This window comes from Variovorax sp. EBFNA2, assembly GCF_033802765.1.
GTDB classification, from domain to species: Bacteria; Pseudomonadota; Gammaproteobacteria; order Burkholderiales; family Burkholderiaceae_C; genus Variovorax; species Variovorax paradoxus_H.
On the sequence record NZ_CP138496.1, the window covers coordinates 125,818 to 142,136 of the forward strand.

The 16,319-nt window shown below is 68.3% G+C and carries 16 protein-coding genes and 1 tRNA gene; 7 read left to right on the forward strand and 10 right to left on the reverse strand.

Translation table 11 applies throughout. The annotated features are described in order from the left end of the window. Positions 1 to 14 precede the first annotated feature (14 nt). The 3 genes from RZE79_RS00605 (at position 15) to RZE79_RS00615 (ending at position 1,507) form a co-directional block, all read left to right on the forward strand. Positions 15 to 476 (forward strand): Rrf2 family transcriptional regulator, encoded by a 462-nt coding sequence (locus RZE79_RS00605; RefSeq protein ID WP_099794393.1) that lies wholly within the window; start codon positions 15 to 17, stop codon positions 474 to 476. Then, positions 466 to 1,368: an NAD(P)/FAD-dependent oxidoreductase gene (locus RZE79_RS00610; RefSeq protein WP_319358508.1), complete on the forward strand. Its 903-nt coding sequence runs from the start codon at positions 466 to 468 to the stop codon at positions 1,366 to 1,368. The genes RZE79_RS00605 and RZE79_RS00610 overlap by 11 nt, the downstream gene beginning before the upstream one ends. A 63-nt stretch (positions 1,369 to 1,431) precedes the next feature. Further along, positions 1,432 to 1,507 (forward strand) — tRNA-Gly (locus RZE79_RS00615). 65 nt (positions 1,508 to 1,572) lie between these two features. Here RZE79_RS00615 and fahA read toward each other — a convergent pair. Genes fahA through RZE79_RS00650 form a run of 7 tightly spaced genes read right to left on the reverse strand, consistent with a single transcriptional unit; the run spans position 1,573 to position 7,888 of the window. Then, a complete protein-coding gene (gene fahA, locus RZE79_RS00620; protein ID WP_319358509.1) occupies positions 1,573 to 2,889 on the reverse strand; it encodes a fumarylacetoacetase in 1,317 nt (438 codons plus the stop codon). Positions 2,890 to 2,891: 2 nt separating this feature from the next. Next, a complete protein-coding gene (locus RZE79_RS00625) occupies positions 2,892 to 3,698 on the reverse strand; it encodes a cyclase family protein (RefSeq protein ID WP_319358510.1) in 807 nt (268 codons plus the stop codon). 40 nt (positions 3,699 to 3,738) lie between these two features. After that, complete coding sequence (locus tag RZE79_RS00630; RefSeq protein WP_319358512.1) at positions 3,739 to 4,533, reverse strand: ABC transporter permease; 795 nt, start codon at positions 4,531 to 4,533, stop codon at positions 3,739 to 3,741. Beyond that, the gene (locus RZE79_RS00635; RefSeq protein ID WP_319358513.1) at positions 4,530 to 5,300 is read right to left on the reverse strand and encodes an ABC transporter permease subunit; all 771 of its coding nucleotides are present in this window, start codon (positions 5,298 to 5,300) and stop codon (positions 4,530 to 4,532) included. Before RZE79_RS00635 ends, RZE79_RS00630 begins: the two co-directional genes overlap by 4 nt. Further along, complete coding sequence (locus RZE79_RS00640) at positions 5,293 to 6,150, reverse strand: ABC transporter ATP-binding protein (protein ID WP_319358514.1); 858 nt, start codon at positions 6,148 to 6,150, stop codon at positions 5,293 to 5,295. The genes RZE79_RS00635 and RZE79_RS00640 overlap by 8 nt, the downstream gene beginning before the upstream one ends. Further along, entirely contained in the window at positions 6,147 to 7,094 is a 948-nt protein-coding gene (locus RZE79_RS00645) for an ABC transporter substrate-binding protein (protein WP_319358515.1), read from the reverse strand. The genes RZE79_RS00640 and RZE79_RS00645 overlap by 4 nt, the downstream gene beginning before the upstream one ends. Continuing rightward, positions 7,091 to 7,888 carry a TetR family transcriptional regulator gene (locus RZE79_RS00650; RefSeq protein ID WP_319358517.1) on the reverse strand — a complete coding sequence of 266 codons (798 nt, stop codon included), beginning with the start codon at positions 7,886 to 7,888 and terminating at the stop codon, positions 7,091 to 7,093. The genes RZE79_RS00645 and RZE79_RS00650 overlap by 4 nt, the downstream gene beginning before the upstream one ends. Before the next feature lie 99 nt (positions 7,889 to 7,987). Between RZE79_RS00650 and RZE79_RS00655 the strand changes: the two genes are divergently transcribed. Together RZE79_RS00655 and RZE79_RS00660 are read left to right on the forward strand one after the other, a co-directional pair. Then, on the forward strand, positions 7,988 to 9,982 hold the full coding sequence (locus tag RZE79_RS00655) for an acetoacetate--CoA ligase (RefSeq protein WP_319358518.1): 1,995 nt from the start codon (positions 7,988 to 7,990) through the stop codon (positions 9,980 to 9,982). Positions 9,983 to 9,989: 7 nt separating this feature from the next. Then, positions 9,990 to 10,457, forward strand: a complete 468-nt coding sequence (locus tag RZE79_RS00660) for a YbaY family lipoprotein (protein ID WP_319358520.1) — start codon at positions 9,990 to 9,992, stop codon at positions 10,455 to 10,457. A gap of 46 nt (positions 10,458 to 10,503) precedes the next feature. On the opposite strand, the gene RZE79_RS00665 is transcribed toward RZE79_RS00660, so the two are convergent. Together RZE79_RS00665 and RZE79_RS00670 are read right to left on the reverse strand one after the other, a co-directional pair. Further along, on the reverse strand, positions 10,504 to 12,468 hold the full coding sequence (locus tag RZE79_RS00665; RefSeq protein WP_319358521.1) for an adenylate/guanylate cyclase domain-containing protein: 1,965 nt from the start codon (positions 12,466 to 12,468) through the stop codon (positions 10,504 to 10,506). Between the two features lie 226 nt (positions 12,469 to 12,694). Then, the gene (locus tag RZE79_RS00670) at positions 12,695 to 13,408 is read right to left on the reverse strand and encodes a 2OG-Fe(II) oxygenase (RefSeq protein WP_319358522.1); all 714 of its coding nucleotides are present in this window, start codon (positions 13,406 to 13,408) and stop codon (positions 12,695 to 12,697) included. Positions 13,409 to 13,522: 114 nt separating this feature from the next. Here RZE79_RS00670 and RZE79_RS00675 point away from each other — a divergent pair, with 114 nt between their 5' ends. Next, positions 13,523 to 14,026, forward strand: coding sequence for a GFA family protein (locus RZE79_RS00675; protein WP_319358523.1), 504 nt, complete (start codon positions 13,523 to 13,525; stop codon positions 14,024 to 14,026). Position 14,027: 1 nt separating this feature from the next. On the opposite strand, the gene RZE79_RS00680 is transcribed toward RZE79_RS00675, so the two are convergent. After that, on the reverse strand, positions 14,028 to 14,930 hold the full coding sequence (locus RZE79_RS00680) for a LysR substrate-binding domain-containing protein (protein ID WP_319358524.1): 903 nt from the start codon (positions 14,928 to 14,930) through the stop codon (positions 14,028 to 14,030). Positions 14,931 to 15,114: 184 nt separating this feature from the next. Here RZE79_RS00680 and RZE79_RS00685 point away from each other — a divergent pair, with 184 nt between their 5' ends. Beyond that, positions 15,115 to 16,314, forward strand: a complete 1,200-nt coding sequence (locus RZE79_RS00685) for an acyl-CoA dehydrogenase (protein WP_319358525.1) — start codon at positions 15,115 to 15,117, stop codon at positions 16,312 to 16,314. Positions 16,315 to 16,319 lie beyond the last annotated feature (5 nt).

The following is a 16,319-nucleotide window of genomic DNA, read 5'->3' on the forward strand; positions in this document are numbered from 1 at the left end:
ACTCATAATGTTGCATGAAACGAGACAGCAAGCTCTCCGGCGTGCTCCACGTGCTGCTGCACATGGCCGAGCTGGACGCACCCATCACCTCCGAGGCGCTCGCCGCGGCGATGCAGACCAACCCCGTGGTCGTGCGCCGGCTCATGGCGGGCTTGCGGCAGGCCGGCTTCGTCAGCTCGGCGAAGGGGCATGGTGGCGGCTGGGTGCTGTCGTGTTCGCTGGGCTCGGTGACGCTGGGCGACATCCACAACGCCGTCGGCGCGCCCGCGCTGCTGGCCATGGGCAACCGCACCGAGAGCCCGGGCTGCATCGTCGAGCAGGCGGTGAACGCGGCGCTCGACGGTGCCTGCCAGGAGGCCGAGGCGCTGCTGTTGCGGCGGCTCAACGGGATCACGCTGGCCGATCTTTCCAAGGACTTTCATCGCCGCATGACGGGCGGCGGCTTCACCCTGAAGGACATCGCACATGCGCCATGACGCACTCATCGTGGGCGGCAGCTTTGCCGGCCTTTCCGCCGCCATGCAACTGGCGCGCGCTCGCAGGAAGGTCTGCGTCGTCGACGCAGGCGCGCCGCGCAACCGCTTTGCCGCAGCCTCGCACGGCTTCTTCGGGCAGGACGGCATGCCGCCGCTGCAGATGATTGCCGACGCGCGCGACAAGCTGCTCGCCTATCCATCGGTCACTTTCGTCGAGGGCACGGTGACTGCCGCGGCGCCCGATGGCGAGGAGGGCTTCACGGTCTCGCTGAACAACGGCGAACAGCTCTCGGCGCGCAAGCTGCTGCTGGCCTTCGGCGTGCAGGACGGCCTGCCGGACATTCCGGGCCTCGGCGAACGCTGGGGCAAGAGCGTGCTGCACTGTCCTTATTGCCACGGCTACGAGTTCGGTGATCGCCCGCTGGGCGTGCTCTTTCACAGTGCCCATCCGCCGGACCACGCGCTGCTGATCGCCGAGTGGGGCCCGACCACGCTCTTCGTGAATGGCGACGAAGGGCCGGATGCCGAGGCGCGCGCCCGGCTGCAATCGCGCGGCGTGACCGTCGAGCCGGGGCGCATCACCGGCCTTGAAGGGCAGGGGACGGACCTGGCGGCCGTGCGCCTGGACGACGGCCGGCGCGTGCCGATCGAGGCGATGTTCGTGGCGCCGCACACGCGGCCGACCAGTCCGCTGGCCGAACAGCTGGGCTGCGCCTTCGACGACGGCCCCACGGGCCGGGTGCTGCGCGTCGATGCAATGAAGACGACCACGGTGCCCGGCGTGTACGCGGCGGGCGATGTGGCGATGGCTTTTTCCAACGCCACGCTGGCCTCGGCCGACGGGCTCATCGCCGGGGTGTCGATGCACCGCGCGCTGGTGTTCGGGGCCTGATTTCAAATTTTTTCAGCGGAGGCTGGCAAACGGCCCCGAATCACCCTATAATCTGAGGCTCACGCGGGAATAGCTCAGTTGGTAGAGCGCAACCTTGCCAAGGTTGAGGTCGAGAGTTCGAGACTCTTTTCCCGCTCCAAATCGCATGAAAAAGGCCACCTCACCAGGTGGCCTTTTTCATTGGCGCGTCCGGTTCAACCCAGGTCACCCTCGGGCCGGCAGCACGGTTCCCCGGCTTTCGCCGAAGCCGATGCGCGCATGGCCGGGCTTCTCGCACCAGCCGCGCAGCAGCACCGCATCCCCGTCTTCCAGGAATCCGCGCGTTTCACCGTTGGCCAGCGTCACCGGGGTTTGGGCCGCGCGGGTCAGTTCGATGATTGCGCCGGCCTCGCCCTCGCCGGGGCCCGAGATGGTGCCGCTGCCGAACAGGTCGCCCGGGTTCAGGCTGCAGCCGCCCACCGTGTGGTGCGCCACCATCTGCGCAAGGCTCCAGTACTGGTGCCGGAAGCTCGTGCCCGACAGGCGCGACGGCCCGGTCTTCTGTTCGCGCGCCTTTTCGCTTTCGAGCCACACCTCGAGCCGGATGTCGAGCGCGCCGCCTTCGCGGTTCGCGCTGGCTTCCAGGTACGGCAGCGGTTGCGGGTCGTTCGCGGGCCGAGTCCATGCCTGACGGTAGGGCGCGAGCGCTTCCATCGTCACGATCCACGGCGAGATCGTGGTGGCGAAGTTCTTCGCGAGGAACGGCCCGAGCGGCGCCATCTCCCAGAACTGGATGTCGCGCGCCGACCAGTCGTTGAGCAGGCAGAGGCCGAAGATGTGCGCCTCCGCGCGCTCGAGCGGAATCGCCTCGCCCTGCGCGTTGCCCTGGCCGATCCACACGCCCAGCTCCAGCTCGTAGTCGAGCCGCGCGCAGGCCTGGTAGGTCGGCGCCTTCGCGCCGGGCGCCATGGCCTGGCCCATCGGCCGGTGAAAGCGCTGGCCGCTCACGCCGATGGTCGACACGCGCCCGTGGTACGCGGTCGGCACCCAGCGGAAGTTGGGCGTGACGTCGCCGTCGGGATTCATCAGGCGGCTGATGTTCAGCGCGTGGTCGATCGAGGTGTAGAAATCGGTGTAATCGCCGATGCGCGCAGGCACGGTGTATTCGACCTCGACCTGCGGCACGAGGCAGCCGCGCAGATCGTCCACCGCCGGCGCATCGCTGTGCAAGAGCGCAAAGACCGCGTGGCGCAGCGCCTGCCAGGCCGACTGGCCGAGCGCGAAGAAATCGTTGAGCGCGGGCAACGCAGCTGCACGCGCCGCATCGAGCGCGAGGCCGTTGACGTGCGATCCCGCAGCCAGCGCCGCGAGGTCGAGCACCTGGTCGCCGATCGCCACGCCACCGCGAAACGGCTCGGGGCTGCCCGTGCGACGGAACATCGCATACGGCAGGTTCTGGATCGGAAAGTCGCAGCCCGCGACGTTGGCCGATGCGACCCAGCTGCGGGCGCCGACGTCGTGCGTGTGGTTGAGTTCGATCATGTTCACGCCGACGCCATCAACGCGTCGTCGAAGATCGCCACCGCGCGCGTCCAGCCCGCCGAAGCGCCGCGGATCTTGTGCGGAAAGCAGCTGATGAAGAAGCCCGTGGGCGGCAGCACCTCGAGGTTGTGGAGCTTCTCGATGTGGCAGTAGCCGATGTCGCGCCCGGCCTTGTGGCCTTCCCAGATCAGCGACGCGTCCTGCGTCTCGCCGTATTTCTTCGCGGTGTGGACGAAGGGCGCGTCCCAGCTCCACGCGTCGGTGCCCGTGAGGCGCACGCCGCGCTCCAGCAGGTACATCGTCGCTTCGTAGCCCATGCCCGCGCCGGCCGACACGTAGTCGTTGTTGCCGTAGCGCGAGCCCGCGCGCGTGTTGACGACCACGATCTCCAGCGGGCTCAGCGTGTGATCGATGCGCTTCAATTCCGCCTCGACATCGGCGGCCGTGACCACGTAGCCGTCGGCGAAGTGGCGAAAGTCGAGCTTCACGCCGGGCTGGAAGCACCATTCGAGCGGCACGTCGTGGATCGCGATGGCGGGCTTCTTCTCGCCCAGTGCCTTGTCCATCGTCGAGTGAAAGTGGTACGGCGCATCGAGGTGCGTGCCGTTGTGCGTGGACAGCTGCACCAGCTCCACGGCCCAGCCTTCGCCGTCGGGCAGGTCTTCTTTCTTCAGGCCGGGAAAGAAGGGCTCGATCTGCTCGAAGGTGTTGTCGTGCGTGAAGTACTGGATCTTCGGCGCGAAGGCCGGCGGATCGGACAGCACGTCGTTTTCGAGAAAGATCGACAGGTCGACGAACTTGCGGGGCATGGCGAGGCTCCTTGTGGGGTGTTGGATTTGATGGACTTGATCAGGGCTGCTGCCACCGCAGCAGGCGCTTTTCGGCAAAGGCCAGCAGCGCGTTGCTCACGAAGCCGATGAGCCCGAGCAGCACGATGCCGGCGAACAAATCGCTGGCGCGGAAGGCGCGGGCCGCCAGCAGAATGGCCTGGCCCAGGCCGCTTTGCGAGGCGATCATTTCGCCCACCACCGCGACGATCAGCGCGATGGTCAGCGCCAGCCGCATGCCGGCCAGGATGTCGGGCATGGCATTGGGCAGGCCCATCTTCCAGATGTACGCGGCGCGCGACATCTGCAGGCAGCGCGCCACTTCCGACAGGCGCGGCTCCACGGCCGCAAAGCCGTGCACCGTGGCCAGCAGCACCGGCCACATCGCGCCGAAGGCGACCACGAACAGCACCATGCCGGGGTTCAGCCCGAAGATCGAAATGGCCAGCGGCAGCAGCGCCGAGGCAGGCAGCGGGCGGATGAACTCCAGCGTCGGCTGCACCCACGCGCGCACTGCGGGCGACACGCCGATGGCCGCACCCAGCAGCACGCCGAACAGCGAGGCCAGCAGCCAGCCTTCGACCATGCGGCCCACCGTGGCCTGCGTGAAGGCCAGCAGTTCGCCGTTGCCATCGTTGCCCGCAGAGAGGTTGAGCCCTTCGAGCAGGCTCGCGAAGGTGGCCTGCGGCGTTGGAAGGAACACGCGGCTGACCCAGCCCGCGTTGCTTGCCGCCCACCACAGCGCAACCAGTGCGAGCAGCACGGCCACCGAACCCAGCCACCCCAGACCCAGTCGGTCGTTGCGGTTGTCGTTCATGGCTGCACCCCCATGCGGCGCGCGACGAAGGATTGCAGGCGCAGCATGCCCGCGTTGACCGCAAAGCCCACCACGCCGATCCAGCCGAGCCACGCGAGCATCAGCGCGGGGTCGAAGCTCTGCTGCGCGATCATCATCGCGTAGCCCATGCCGTGCGGATTCGCGGCGATTTCGACCGTCACCGCCACCACCAGCGCCACCGCCACACCGAGGCGCAGCGCGACGAACAGGCGCGGCACGATGGCCGGCAGCACGATCTTGAAGGCACGTTCGCGCGCCGACAGGCCGAGCACGCGGCTCACCTCGAGCAGCCGGGGCTCGATCTGCTGCACCGCCGACTGCACCAGCACCAGCAGCGGCCAGAAGGTGGCGAAGGCGACGATGGCCACTTCCATGCGCACACCGAAACCGAAGCCCAGCATCGCGAGCGGGATCAGCGCGACCGAAGGCACGGGGCGCAGCACCTCGATGGAGACGGAGCCCAGCTGCGCCGCACGGCGCGAAAGCCCGAGCACCAGCCCGAATGCAATGCCAAGCACCGCACCCAGCAGCAGGCCGAGCGCCGCCGTGCCGAGCGTGAAGCCCGTGGCCTGCCAGAGCGAGCCGTCCATCGCCGCGCCGACGAAGGCCTTGGCCGCGGCGCTCGGCGGCGCGAGTGCATCGCTGCCCAACGCTGCGGCACGCCGTGCGTACCACTCGAAGGCGCCGACCAGCACCGCGGGAAACACCCACGGCCGCAGCCAGCGGAAGAGGCGGCCTTCAGTCATGGCCCTGCTCGATGAAAGCGAACAGCTCACGCCGCAACTGCAGGTAGTCCGGATGCTCCTTCGTCGTCAGCTGGTCGCGCGGGCGCGGGATCTTCACGTCGATCATCCGCGCGAGGCTCGGACGCCCCGGCCCGGGGTTGGCCTGCAGCGCGATCACGTGGTCGCCGAGGTAGATGGCTTCTTCCAGGTCGTGCGTGACGAACAGCACCGTGAGCCCGTCGTCGCGCACCAGCCGCGCGAGCTCGTCCTGCAGGCTCTGGCGCGTGAGCGCATCGAGCGCGCCGAAAGGCTCGTCCATCATCATCAGCTCGGGCTTCTGCGCGAGGCAGCGCGCAATCTGCGCGCGCTGCTGCATGCCGCCCGACAGCTGCACCGGAAACTTGTGCGCGTGCTTCGCCAGGCCGACCTTGCCGAGCACGTCGGCAATGCGCGGCGCGCGCTCGGTCGCGGGCACGCCCGCCGCTTCGAGCGCGAGGCTCACGTTGCCTTCGACCGTGCGCCAGGGCAGCAGCGCGCGGCCGTAGTCCTGGAACACGAAGGCCACTTCGCGCGAGGGCGCCGTCATCGGCACGCCCTTGCGTCGCACCTCGCCGGCACTCGCCGTGACAAGGCCGCTGGCTGCGCGCAGCAGCGTGGTCTTGCCGCAGCCGCTCGGGCCGACGATGCAGACGAACTCGCCGCGCGCCACGTCGAACGACGTGGGCGACAGGATCTCGCGCCCGCCCAGGCGGATGGTGACGCCATCGAAGCGCAGGAAGGGTGTGGCTTGCATCGTGGAGCTCGTCGGCGAACGTGCAACGCTCGCAGAAAGCGCGGCGCGCGTGGTGATCGGGGCAGGTGCGGAAATCACTTGGCGATCAGCTTCGCAACGTCGATGTTCGTCTTGAGCATGTCCTGCTCCTTCATGAGCCCGGTCCAGTAGCCCAGTTGCTTGTCGGTGACGACCGGGCCGGGTGGCGAGACCTGCACCTTGGCGAGCACCTCGGCCGGCAGCTTGATGTACTTGCCGATGGCCGCGCGCACCTTGGCGTCGTTCTTCGGCTGCTGCATGAAGGTCGCGGATTCGACCAGCGCCTCGCGGAAGGCGCGCGCCGTGGCGGGATTCTTCGCCACCCACTCGCGCTTGGCCGCATGCACGATGGTCTGGTTGTTCTCAGGCAGGAAGGTCGAGTAGTACGAGGCCACGTAGCCCGCGCCGCTCTCGGTGATGCGGCTCATGAATGGGTCGGCCGACACCACCGCATCGACCGAGCCGCCGCGCAGCAGGTCGGCATGCTGCGGGAACGCGGCCTCGATGAAGTTCACCTTGCGGTAGTCGACGCCGCTGTCTTTCAGCCATGCGCGGAAGGTCACGTGCAGGAAGGCACCGAGCCCCGGCACGCCGATCTTCTTGCCCACGCAGTCCTGCGGGCTCTTGATGCCCGAGCCCGCGCGTGCCACGAGGCCGAAGCCCGTGATCGTCTTCGAGGTGAGGCCGCCGCCGGCCACCAGCACCAGATCGAGCCCGCCGTCCACCGCCTGCAGGAACACCGAAGGCGTGGGCCCGCCGATCTGCAACGAGTCGGACTGCAGCGCGGCCGGGATGGTGGAGTTCAGCGGAATGAACTTCAGCTCCACCTCGAGGCTGCGCTTCTTGAAGTAGCCCTCTTCGGCCGCCGCGAAGACCGAGGCGAAGTCGGTCACCGCCGTGTAGCCGAACACGATCTTCGGGTGCGCCTGCTGCGCGCGCGAAGGCAACGAGGCGGTGGCCGATGCGGCCGCGAGCGCCGACAGCAGGGTGCGTCTTTTCATCATGGCTGGGGTCTCCTGGGGATGGTCTTTTTCGTGCGTGAGGACTTGGCGGCGGCGGTCTTGGAAGCCGCTTTCGGTTTCGGCAGCGCGGCGCGCAACCCGCCGACGATGAAGTTCACGAGCATCGGCGCCACGGCCGGGTCGGCGCGCCGGTTCTCGCCGCGCGAGAGCCGTTCGATGCGGCTGTCGTTCAGGTGATGCAGCAGCGCGCCGAGCGCGAACTGGTAGCCCCACGCGACCTGGCCGTGCGTGGCGTGCGGCAGCGCCACATGCAGCGCATCGATGTAGGCCTCGGCGAGCGGGTCGAAGTAGCCGCGCAGCACGCGGTCGGCTTCTTCGGTCGCGTGGTACAGCTCGCGTGCCACCAGCAGTGCGTAGTACTCGCCCTCGGTGCTCGCGCGCAGCGCCAGCACGGGCGCGGTGAAGGCTTCGATGATGCGCGGCAGCGTGCGCGCGTCGTCGGGGTCGATGGTCACGGCCGCCAGGCGCGCGAGCCGTTCCTCGATGGTGTGGCTCCAGTGTTCGAAGATCGCGTGGAACAGCTCGTGCTTCGGGCCGAAGTAGTAGCCCACGAGCGCGAGCGGCACGCCGGCTTCTTCGGCGATCTGGCGGATCGTCACCGCGTGGTAGCCGTGCTGCGCAAAGAGCTTCTCGGCCGCCAGCAGGATCGCCTGACGACGGTCGGGCCGCGCGGGCTCGGGTGCGACGGTCGGGGCGCCTGAAGCGCGCGAAGCAGATGAGGCGCGTGCAGCAGGTGAGGCGCTGCGTTTGCGGACCGTCGGTGTGCGAGCGTTCATGGGGCGTATTGAACGGCTGTACAAAAATGTTGAACACGCGTACAAACCCTGAGGTCAACCCTCATTGAGCACGGCCGTTCGCGGCGCTACGCTCGTGGCATGCCCGCTCCCCACATCCCCCAGATCCGCCTCTATCAGAACTGGCTGCGCGACACGCGCGGCCTGGCCTTCGACAGCTACGACGCGCTGTGGCGCTGGTCCGTCACCGACCTCGATGCCTTCTGGCAGAGCATCTGGGACTACGCCGGCCTGCACTCGCCCACGCCGCACACCGCGGTGCTCGCCGAACGGCGCATGCCCGGCGCGCGCTGGTTCCCCGGCGCGCAGGTCAACTACGCGCGCGAGGTGCTGCGCCACGCCGACGCGGCCCATGCGGCCGGCCTGCCCGCCATCGTGAGCGACAACGAACGCGGCGAGGTGCGCGAGCTGTCGTGGCCCGAGCTGCGCCGCCAGGTGGCCGCGGTGGCGCTCACGCTGAAGTCGCTCGGCGTGCGCCGCGGCGACCGCGTGGCCGCCTACATGCCGAACGTGCCCGAGACCATGGTGGCGTTTCTCGCGTGCTCCAGCATCGGCGCGGTGTGGAGCGTGTGCGCGCCCGACATGGGCACGGCCGCCGTGGCCGACCGCTTCCGCCAGATCGAACCCACGCTGCTGATCGCGGTCGACGGCGTGCACTACGGCGGCAAGCCGCTCGATCGCAGCACCGTGCTGCAGGAGCTGCGCGGCCAGCTGCCGAGCGTGCAGAAACTGCTGCTCGTGCAGACGCCCTTTGCTGCGAACGCGGTGGCGCACGATGTCGAATGGCAGCAGGCCATTGCGCGCGACGACGCCGAGGTCGCGGCCTTCGAGCCCGAGTGGCTGCCTTTCGATCACCCGATCTGGATCGTCTATTCGAGCGGCACCACCGGCCTGCCCAAGCCCATCGTGCATGGGCAGGGCGGCATCCTTCTCACCATGCATGCCTGCGGCCTGCACAACGACGTGGGCGCGAGTTACGGCGCCAACAACCTCGGCGAGCGCTACCACTGGTACAGCTCCACGGGCTGGGTGATGTGGAACTCGCAGCTCTCGGGCCTGGCCTTCGGCGCCACCATCTGCATCTACGACGGCAACCCGGCGGGCAGCAAGGAGAAGCCCGACTGGGGCGTGCTGTGGCGCTTCGTGGCCAAGCACCGCGTCACCTTCTTCGGCGCGGGCGCGGCCTACTTCACCAACTGCATGAAGGCGGGGCTCGTCGCCAAAGACTGCGGCGACCTGTCGCGCGTGCGCGCACTCGGCAGCACCGGCTCGCCGCTGCCCGACGAGGTGCAGCGCTGGGGCTCGCAGCAGATCCTCGATGCGGGCTCGAGCGGTGTGTGGTGGTGCAACATTTCGGGCGGTACCGATTTCTGCGGCGCCTTCGTCGGCGGCAACCGCGAGCTGCCCGAAGTGCCGGGCCAGATGCAGTGCCGCGAACTCGGCCACGCAGTGGAAGCCTGGAACGAGCAGGGCCAGCCGGTCATCGGCGAGGTCGGCGAACTCGTGTGCACGCAGCCCATTCCGTCGATGCCGCTGTACTTCTGGGGCGACGAGGGCAACGCACGCTATGTGTCGAGCTACTTCGACACCTACCCCGGCGTGTGGCGCCACGGCGACTGGATCAAGGTCGGCACTGATGGCGGCTGCATCATCTACGGCCGCAGCGACGCCACCATCAACCGCCAGGGCCTGCGCATGGGCACCAGCGAAATCTACAGCGCGGTCGAAGGCCTGCCCGAGGTGCTGGACTCGATGGTGGTCGACCTCGAATACCTGGGCCGCGACAGCTACATGCCGCTGTTCGTGGTGCTGCGCCCCGGCTTGGCGCTCGACGAGGCCATGCGCACGCGCATCAACAACGCCATCAAGACCTCGCTGTCGCCGCGCTTCGTGCCCAACGACATCTTCCAGGTGGCCGAGATTCCGCGCACGCTGTCGGGCAAGAAGCAGGAGCTGCCGATCAAGAAGCTGCTGCTGGGCCAGCCGATCGAGAAGGTGGTCAACCGCGAGGCGATGGCAAACCCCGGCAGCCTGGATTGGTATGTGGCTTTCGCCGCGGAGCGTGCCTCCGCATAATGGGGCGATGAAAAGACGCACCAGCCTCCTCATGCTCTCCGCGATTGCCGGAGCCTCCGTCCTGAGCGCCTGCGCTTCCTCGGGCACGCCGGCTACGCCCAAACCGGGCACCGCGCCACTGCGTGTGACCGGCACCGTGGCCTACCGCGAGCGCATCGCGCTCGACCCCGCAGCCGAAGTGCGCGTGCAGCTGCTCGACGTGTCGCGCATGGACGCACCCTCGGTCGTGCTTGCCGAGCAGCGCATTCCCGCCAACGGCAAGCAGCCGCCCTTCGCGTTCGAGCTGAGTGTGGATGCAGCGCGCATCGACCCGCGCATGCGCTACGCCGTCGCGGCGCGCATCACGCGTGGCGAGCAGCTGCTGTTCATCAACGACACGCAGTACGCGGTGCTCACGCAGGGCAACGGCACCACCGCCAACCTGATGCTGGTGCGCGCGACCACGCCACCGCCGCCGCCGCGTCCCTCGCGCTGATCGACTCCAACCCGCGCGACGCGATGCTCGCGCGGATTGGTCCTGGTCAGGTCAGCAATTCGTGGAGCACCATGCGCGTCTGCCGGCCGCGCAGCTCCACCAGCTCTTCGATGCGACGCGTGGCCAGCCGCCCGTTCAGGGCCGCGAAGGTGGCCTCTGAAATCAGCATGCGCGTGCCCAGCTGGCGGTTCGCGCCTTCGATGCGGCTCGCCACGTTCACCACGTCACCGAACGCCGTGTAAGACAGCCGGTCGTTCGACCCCAGCACCCCCGCCACCACCACGCCCGTGTGGATGCCGATGTTCGTGCGGAACTCGGGCAGGCCCTGTTCGGCCCACTGCCGGTTGAGTGCGTGCATTTCGTCGTGCAGCTCCAGCGCGGCGCGGCAGGCCTTGTACTCGGCGTCTTCCAGGTCGGCCGGCGCGCCCCACAGGACCATGATGCCGTCGCCGATGAACTTGTCGATCACGCCGCCGTGGCGCGCGAACACATCGGCCGCGAGGTTGAAGTACTCGGTCAGCTGGCGCACCAGCACGTCGGCCGCGATCGATTCGGAAATCGACGTGAAGCCTTCCACGTCGGTGAACATCACCGTCACCTGGCGCGGCGAGCCATTGGGTGCGAGCGCGTGGCCTTGCGCCACCAGCTGGTTGATCACGTCCACCGGCACGAACTTGCTGAAGGCCTTGAGGCTGCGCGCCGAATCGTCGAGCGCCTGGTCGAGGTGCTGGATTTCAAGCACGCGACTGGGCTCGCGCGGCAGGTCGTCGAGCTCGAGGCGACCGATGCGGTGCGCGATGCGCGAGAGGTTCTCGACTGGCGCCGTCACCAGCTTCGACAGCTTCAGCGACATGTACAGCGCGAGTCCCAGGAACACCAGCGCCAGCAGCAGCGACCACGCCACTGCGCGGCGCAGGCCACCCAGCAGCACGTCTTCGGGCACCCAGCTCACCAGCTGCCAGCCCGTCGCAGGAATGCGCGAGGCCTGCACCAGGTAGCGCTTGCCTTCGTGGCTGAACGCGAAGGCCCTGTCACCGCTGCTGCCGGCGATGCCGTCGGCCGTCATCTGTGCATCGAGCGCGCCGAGTGCGCCCGTGGGCGCCTCCAGCGTGTGCAGCACGCCGGGCATGTCGCTGCGCGCGAGCACCTTGTGGTCGGCGCTCAGCAGCGCGCTGTTGCCGTTGCCGTTGCGGCTGAACAGGCGCACGAACTCTGACAGCCGGCCCAGCGAGACATCGCCCGCCACCACCATCGCCTGCGGGCTGCCCTCGGCCTGGCGGCGCTGGCTCGGCAGGGCGTAGGTCACGCCGAGTTCTTGCGCGGCGGCGAACACATAGGGGCTGGTCCAGACCGGTGCCTGCGTCTTGCGCGCCTGCACGAACCAGCTGCGTTGCGTCGGGTTGTAGGTGCTGCGGTAGGCCTCGACGCGCTGCGTGGCAAAGCGCTGCTGCACATCGGCCTCGGAACCCAGCGGCAGCTTGTACTGCCAGGTCTCGGTGGTGAAGTCGGCGCTGCGCGCGATGTGGCGGATGGCCGGCACCGGGTAGCGCAGCGCCATCAGCATCCTGCCCTCGACGTTCGCCACGTAGACGCTGTCGAGCTCGGGCGATTGCTGCAGCAGCGTCCACAAAAGCTCGGCCGTGCGCTCGACGTTCTCACCCGCGGGTGTGAGGCTCGGCGAGCTGCCGATCGCGCCGACCGCCGACTCGGCCTTGGACAGGAAGGCCAGCACCTTGTCCTCGATGCGGTCGTGGTTCGACTTGTGCGCGGAGGTGCCGATCGTCGTCACCAGCCGCTGCGAACCCCAGTAGCCCAGCGTCACCAGCAGCAGCGACTGCGCCAGCGCCACGGCACTGACGATGGACCCGACATCGACCCGGAAGCGACGTGGTCGCCGGGGCGGTGGGATTTCAGCAGAAGAGGGTGACGGAGACGGTGGCAACGGCGTGGTGACGTGCGCGAAAGACGGGCGACCCGCCGCATCCGGAGGCCCGGACGATTCCTTGTACATACAGCTCCCTGACGACAACGCGGAACGGACCCCGGCTCCTCATCACGAGGTCGTGGTCCGGCGTCCGGAGGGGATTGCGGGGCCGATCGTGTGCGCCGGCCATCCTGGCAATCCCCCGGATGCGCGCGGGATTTTCGCTTGTATTTGGTACATATGTGCAACTTTGCACGCTCGGTGCCAAGTTGCTGCGCCCGAGGGCTTGCTTGCGAACGGGCGTTCGTTTTAGTCAACGCGCGTCGTGAAAGATCAGGCCCAGCGTGTGGCGTCGACCGCTGCGCACGCGGCTCACGCCATGGCGCATCGTCACGCGGTAGCTGCCGCGCGTGCCGGCCACGGGCCGCTGGTTCACCGCGAAGATCACGGCCTCGCCTTGTGCGAGCGACACCACCTCGGCGCGCGACTGCATGCGCGGGCGCTGCTCGGTCAGCACGAACTCGCCGCCGGTGAAGTCTTCGCCGGGCCGGCTCAACAGCACTGTGAGCTGCAGCGGAAATTGCAGGTCGCCGTACAGGTCCTGGTGCAGGCAGTTGTAGTCGCCTTCGTCATAGCGCAGCAGCAGCGGGGTGGGGCGCAGCTGGCCCGCCGCATGGCAGCGATCGAGGTAGGCCGCGTGGTCCGGCGGGTAGTCGGCCGGCTGGCCCATCGCAGTGGCCCAGGCATTGGCCAGCGGCGCGAGGCGCTCGTACAGCGCGCTGCGAAACGCCACGAGCTTGGACGGCAGCGGGTTCGCGAAATACTGGTACTCGCCCTGGCCGAAACCGTGCCGCTGCATGACCACGCGGCTGCGGAAATGCTGGGGCGCGTCGTACATCGCGGCGAGTGCGGCGCATTCCTTGGGCGTGAAGAGCGTGCCGATGGTCGCGCAGCCGCGCGTGGCCAGGTCGGCGTCGATGCGGGGCCAGTCGAGGGCGTCGACGCGGGAGGGGACGGGGGAGGTCATGCGGGCAGTGTCGCGCTGCTGATGCCTGAGGGCTCGCCGTTTTCGGACGCGGGTTTCGGTGGAGCAGGGCCCGGCTTGAGCGATCATCCCGAAGACCCAGCCAGAAAGCATTCCATGAGCACCCAGAACCCCACCCCTCAAGACACCGCCAGCGACTGGCAACTCCCGTGGAGTGGCGGCTGCCGCTGCGGCCAGGTGCGCCTGCGCATCACCGCGCCGCCGCTGCTGGCGATGGCCTGCCATTGCACCGGTTGCCAGCGCATGAGCGCCAGCGCGTTCTCGCTGTCATTGGCGATCCCGACGCCGGGCTTCGAGGTGGTGTCGGGCGAGCCCGTCCTTGGCGGCCTGCACGGCGATTCGCATCACTTCTTCTGCCCGCACTGCAAGAGCTGGATGTTCACCCGCACCGAAGGCATGGACGAGTTCGTCAACCTGCGCCCCACCATGCTCGACCGGCACGAATGGGTCGTGCCCTTCGCCGAAACCTGGACCGACGAGAAGTTGCCGTGGGCGACGACGCCGGCGAAGCACCGCTTCGGCAAGCTGCCGGAGTTGACCGCCTTCCCGGCGTTGATTCAGGCGTATGCGCAAGAGGGTGCGCGGCCGGCCAAGGCCTGAATCACCCCTCCCGCGCCTGCCCCAGCAACCAATCACTGAACAGCTTCAACAACGGCCGCTGGTCCGCCCGCTCCGGCGTCACGAGGTAATAGCTGCGCTCCGCCGACAGCGCCCGCGGGCAGGCCACCACCAGTTCGCCGCGCGCCAGCTCGTCGGCCACCAGCATGGTCGGCATCAGCGCCACGCCCAGGCCGTGCGACGCCGCCGCCGCAAGGATCGAGAACAACTCATAGCGCGGGCCGCCGCGTGCGTTGGGCGCGTCGATCTGTTGCGCGTCGAACCACTGGCGCCAGCCGTCGGGGCGTGTGCTCTGCTGCAGCAGCGGCATCTGCGCGATGGCGTCGGGTGACACGGCCTGGCCATCGGGCAGCAGCGACGGGCTGCACACGGGCACCACGTCTTCGTGCATCAACAACACAGCGCGCGTGCCGGCCCAGTTCTCGACCTGCGCGGGCGTGCCCGCGTACAGCGCAGCGTCGAACTCCGCATCGGCGAACAGGAAGGGGCGGGTGCGCGTTTCGATGTGCACCACCACGTCGGGCTGCAGTGCTGCAAAACCGCGCAGGCGCGGCACGAGCCAGCGCGTGGCGAAGGTGGGCACTGCGGCCAGCGACAGCGAACCGCCTTCGCCCTGGTGCGCCATGGCGTCGAGCGTGTCGCGCTCCATGGCTTCGAGGCGGCGGGCGATCTGGCGCGCGTAGGCGGCGCCGCTGGCCGTCAGCGCCACGCCGTGCCGCGTGCGGCGAAACAGCGCCACGCCCAGGAAGGCCTCGAGCGACCCGACCTGGCGCGACACCGCGCTCTGCGTGAGCGCCAGTTCCTGCGCGGCGCGGGTGTAGCTCTCGTGGCGCGCGGCGGCGTCGAAGCACACGAGGGTTTGCAGGGGTGGGATCTTGCGGCGCATGTATGCCGGGAGTGTATGACTGGCGGGGTGGTTTCACCCGTAAATCAACAAGATGTATCTCTCCATATGTGCGTCAGACGCATATCTGGGTGAGGATTCATCGTTTGCGCCAGGCCCCCTGCGTGGCTACGATCGACCGCATTCCCCTTCTTTTGTTTCTTCTTCCTTTTCCGGAGACATCCACATGGCCGCCAAAGCGCAATTCCACTGGGACGACCCCTTTCTTCTCGACCAGCAGCTGACCGACGAAGAACGCATGATCCGCGACGCGGCCAACGCCTACTGCCAGGAGCGCCTGGCGCCCCGCGTCATCGAAGGCTTCCGCAGCGGCGAAACCGACCCCGCGATCTTTCGCGAAATGGGCGCGCTCGGCCTGCTCGGCCCGACGATCCCCGAGCAGTACGGCGGTCCCGGCCTGAACTACGTGGCCTACGGCCTGATCGCCCGCGAAGTCGAGCGCGTCGATTCGGGCTACCGCTCGATGGCCAGCGTGCAGAGCTCGCTGGTGATGGTGCCGATCTTCGAATTCGGCACCGAAGCGCAAAAGCAGAAGTACCTGCCCAAGCTCGCCACCGGCGAATTTATCGGTTGCTTCGGCCTGACCGAACCCGACCACGGCTCCGACCCCGGCAGCATGGCCACGCGCGCCAAGAAGGTGCCGGGCGGCTATTCGCTGAGCGGCTCGAAGATGTGGATCAGCAACTCGCCCATCGCCGACGTGTTCGTCGTGTGGGCCAAGGAAGTCAGCGAAAGCGGCACCGTCGGCCCGATCCGCGGCTTCGTGCTCGAGAAGGGCATGAAGGGCCTGAGCGCTCCCGCCATCCACGGCAAGGTCGGCCTGCGCGCCAGCATCACCGGTGAAATCGTCATGGACGGCGTGTTCTGCCCCGAAGAAAACGCGTTCCCTGAAGTGCAAGGCCTCAAGGGCCCGTTCACCTGCCTGAACAGCGCCCGCTACGGCATCTCGTGGGGCGCCATCGGTGCCGCCGAAGACTGCTGGCACCGCGCCCGCCAGTACACGCTGGACCGCAAGCAGTTCGGCCGCCCGCTCGCCGCCAACCAGCTCATCCAGAAGAAGCTGGCCGACATGCAGACCGAGATCACGCTGGGCCTGCAAGGCAGCCTGCGCCTGGGCCGCATGAAGGACGAAGGCATCGCCGCGGTCGAGATCACCTCGATCATGAAGCGCAACAACTGCGGCAAGTCGCTGGACATCGCCCGCATGGCGCGCGACATGATGGGCGGCAACGGCATCAGCGACGAGTTCGGCGTCGCTCGCCACCTGGTGAACCTCGAAGTGGTCAACACCTACGAAGGCACGCACGACATCCACGCCCTGATCCTGGGCCGCGCCATCACCGGCATCGCCGCTTTCGCGAACTGATCGGA

What these genes read in the sequence shown, in the direction of transcription:
- RZE79_RS00675 (WP_319358523.1), top strand. Translation starts at nt 13,523, where the DNA reads ATGAGCACCCAGAACCCCACCCCTCAAGACACCGCCAGCGACTGGCAA.
- RZE79_RS00650 (WP_319358517.1), bottom strand. Translation starts at nt 7,888, where the DNA reads ATGAACGCTCGCACACCGACGGTCCGCAAACGCAGCGCCTCACCTGCT.
- RZE79_RS00625 (WP_319358510.1), bottom strand. Translation starts at nt 3,698, where the DNA reads ATGCCCCGCAAGTTCGTCGACCTGTCGATCTTTCTCGAAAACGACGTG.
- RZE79_RS00665 (WP_319358521.1), bottom strand. Translation starts at nt 12,468, where the DNA reads ATGTACAAGGAATCGTCCGGGCCTCCGGATGCGGCGGGTCGCCCGTCT.
- RZE79_RS00660 (WP_319358520.1), top strand. Translation starts at nt 9,990, where the DNA reads ATGAAAAGACGCACCAGCCTCCTCATGCTCTCCGCGATTGCCGGAGCC.
- RZE79_RS00630 (WP_319358512.1), bottom strand. Translation starts at nt 4,533, where the DNA reads ATGAACGACAACCGCAACGACCGACTGGGTCTGGGGTGGCTGGGTTCG.
- RZE79_RS00685 (WP_319358525.1), top strand. Translation starts at nt 15,115, where the DNA reads ATGGCCGCCAAAGCGCAATTCCACTGGGACGACCCCTTTCTTCTCGAC.
- RZE79_RS00610 (WP_319358508.1), top strand. Translation starts at nt 466, where the DNA reads ATGCGCCATGACGCACTCATCGTGGGCGGCAGCTTTGCCGGCCTTTCC.
- RZE79_RS00655 (WP_319358518.1), top strand. Translation starts at nt 7,988, where the DNA reads ATGCCCGCTCCCCACATCCCCCAGATCCGCCTCTATCAGAACTGGCTG.
- RZE79_RS00670 (WP_319358522.1), bottom strand. Translation starts at nt 13,408, where the DNA reads ATGACCTCCCCCGTCCCCTCCCGCGTCGACGCCCTCGACTGGCCCCGC.
- RZE79_RS00605 (WP_099794393.1), top strand. Translation starts at nt 15, where the DNA reads ATGAAACGAGACAGCAAGCTCTCCGGCGTGCTCCACGTGCTGCTGCAC.
- fahA (WP_319358509.1), bottom strand. Translation starts at nt 2,889, where the DNA reads ATGATCGAACTCAACCACACGCACGACGTCGGCGCCCGCAGCTGGGTC.
- RZE79_RS00635 (WP_319358513.1), bottom strand. Translation starts at nt 5,300, where the DNA reads ATGACTGAAGGCCGCCTCTTCCGCTGGCTGCGGCCGTGGGTGTTTCCC.
- RZE79_RS00645 (WP_319358515.1), bottom strand. Translation starts at nt 7,094, where the DNA reads ATGATGAAAAGACGCACCCTGCTGTCGGCGCTCGCGGCCGCATCGGCC.
- RZE79_RS00680 (WP_319358524.1), bottom strand. Translation starts at nt 14,930, where the DNA reads ATGCGCCGCAAGATCCCACCCCTGCAAACCCTCGTGTGCTTCGACGCC.